Origin of the sequence: Caballeronia sp. (assembly GCF_049581465.1) — a bacterium.
Lineage (GTDB): Bacteria > Pseudomonadota > Gammaproteobacteria > Burkholderiales > Burkholderiaceae > Caballeronia.
Genome location: NZ_JBAUSA010000004.1, coordinates 1 through 2659 on the forward strand (window position 1 = coordinate 1; position 2659 = coordinate 2659).

General features: G+C 64.7%; 1 protein-coding gene. It reads right to left on the minus strand.

The window, feature by feature from the left end:
• On the minus strand, positions 1-2244 hold a 2244-nt coding region (gene hrpA, locus WCA53_RS00050; protein WP_423903905.1), incomplete at its 3' end, for an ATP-dependent RNA helicase HrpA.
• Between the last annotated feature and the right edge of the window lie 415 nt (positions 2245-2659).

The following is a 2659-nucleotide window of genomic DNA, read 5'->3' on the forward strand; positions in this document are numbered from 1 at the left end:
GATGATCAGCACTTCGCGCAATGACTGGTGGTCCCGAGCCGCAAGAATCATCCGCCCCACGCGTGGATCGAGCGGCAAACGCGCCAGTTCGCGACCTAGCGGCGTGAGGGCGTTGTCGTCATCCACGGCGCCCAGTTCGTTCAATAACTGGTAGCCATCGGCGATCGCTCGGCCTGGCGGCGGTTCGAGAAACGGAAACGTTTCGATGGCCGTCAGGTGCAACGACTTCATCCGCAAGATCACGGCAGCAAGCGACGAACGCAGGATTTCAGGATCCGTGAAACGGACTCGCAGGTTGTAGTCGTCCTCTTCGTAGAGTCGAATACACACGCCGTCCGCCACGCGGCCGCATCGGCCCGCGCGCTGGTTCGCCGAACTTTGCGAGATCGCTTCGATTTGAAGCTGCTCGACTTTGTTGCGATACGAATACCGTTTGACGCGCGCGAGCCCGGTATCAACGACGTAGCGAATCCCCGGCACCGTCAGCGATGTTTCCGCGACGTTCGTGGCGAGCACAATGCGACGCGCGTTGGACGACCGGAAAACGCGCTCCTGGTCGGCGGCGGAAAGGCGCGCGAACAGCGGCAGGATTTCAGTGTGCGGCGGATGGTGCTTGCGCAGCGCCTCGGCGGCGTCACGAATTTCTCGCTCGCCGGGGAGAAAAACGAGGACATCGCCGGGGCCTTCGCGGCAAAGTTCATCGACGGCGTCGACGATGGCTTCCATCAGGTCGCGATCGTTTTCGCGCTGCGTGCGCGGACGGTCGGGGCGATCCTTCTGAGGCGCAGGCGCACCCTGCGCCGCTTTGACCGCCGGGCTTTCCTCCACCACCGGCCGATACCGCACTTCCACCGGATACAGGCGCCCGCTCACCTCGATAACCGGGGCAGGTTTTTCGTCGCTGCCGAAATGGCGCGCAAAGCGATCGGCGTCGATGGTCGCCGACGTCACGATCACTTTCAGATCCGGGCGTCGCGGGAGAATTTCGCGCAGGTAGCCGAGCAGGAAGTCGATGTTGAGGCTGCGCTCATGCGCTTCGTCGATGATGATCGTGTCGTACGCGGCGAGCAGCGGATCGGTTTGCGTTTCGGCCAGCAAAATGCCGTCGGTCATCAGCTTCACCGATGCGCCGGGCGACAGGTTATCGGTGAAACGCACCTTGTAGCCGACCACTTCGCCGAACGGTGTGCCGAGTTCTTCCGCGATACGCCGCCCCGTCGCCGATGCCGCGATCCGGCGCGGCTGTGTATGGCCGATCAGCCCGGAACCGCCCGCCCCGAGCCCGCGACCGAGCGAGAGGCAGATCTTCGGCAATTGCGTGGTTTTGCCCGACCCGGTTTCCCCGCTGACGATCACCACCTGATTGGACTGGATCGCGGCGGCGATTTCTTCGCGACGGGCGGAAACAGGCAGCGCCTCGGGGAACTTGATCGGCGGAATGGGGTTCGCTTCGACGACACGCCTCGGGCGCGGGGGGCGAGGGTCGGCGCTGGCAGACCCGACGGGCTGCGGACGGCTGCGCGGCTGCGTTTTCGCCGTTTCCCTTGGTGCGTGGGTTGCTGGAGAGACGGGTTTGACGTGCGTCCGAGTCGCGGGTGAGGCAGATTTGGCGTGCACCTGACTCGAAGAAGAGGCGGTTTCAGCGCGTGCCTGAGTCGAGGAAGAGGCGGTTTCAGCGTGCGTCTGAGCCGAGGGTGACGCGGCTTCCGCGTGCGCCTGGGTCGCGGGTGAGGCGCGTTCGCCGTGCGCCTGAGTCGCGGGTGAACGCTCAGTGCGCGGCCTTTGGGAAGCAGGCCGCACGACGGGACGATCTGAATTGCGCTCGTCCCGTGAGCCGTTCCCGGGAGCCGCAGCAGGTCGAGGTGATTGCGCGCTTGAGCTTGAACTTCCCGGCTGGTGTCGTACGGAACCGCGATCCTCGCGTCGCCCGGCCGTTTGGACGCTGCGTTCCTGCTGTCCACCCCGAGTACCCGAACTCCGTTGCGCGTTATCGCGCGCGACGCGCTCGACGTTTCGGCCGCGCTCGGGCACTTGGGTTTGCTTGGGTGAGTCGAGCGAACCCGGATCTGAAATGCCGCGATCGACGCCCGGGCGCTGCGCGCGGTCTGGCGGTTCCATAGCGACCTTGCGTGCCGGCGGCGCCACATCGTCGCGTACGGTATTGACCTTACCTGCCTGCGGTACCACATCCTCGCGCACGTTCTTCGCGCCCTGTGGCGGACGAACGTCAGTCCGAGGACCCATATCGCGCGACTGCGGTTTCGGGCTTGGGGGCTCTTCTCGCGAAGCATCCACCGGCGTTGGCGCTGCAACCGCGTTGCTGCGGCCCAACGATGAAAGTGCCGCTAGAGAGGAAAGAGACGAAAATTTCGATGACGACTCCGTGACACTGCGCCCCTCTTTCTGGCCTGAAGTGCTAGTTGAAGTGCCATTGCTACCGGCAGACGAAACACCGGAAGAAGACGCACCCAAAGCACCCCTATCCTTCGAAGGATCGCGAGAGACAGTCGGCGATGCATTTTTTTTATCCGGCGCTGGACGACCGGAACCCTTGGATTCCGAGGGCTTCGCGGACGCTGCAGGCCCCGCGGAACCCACCCCGCTCGGCCCCGCTTTCGCCCCCCCGCCTGCACCCGCGAATCTCCTCGCGGCCGCTTCC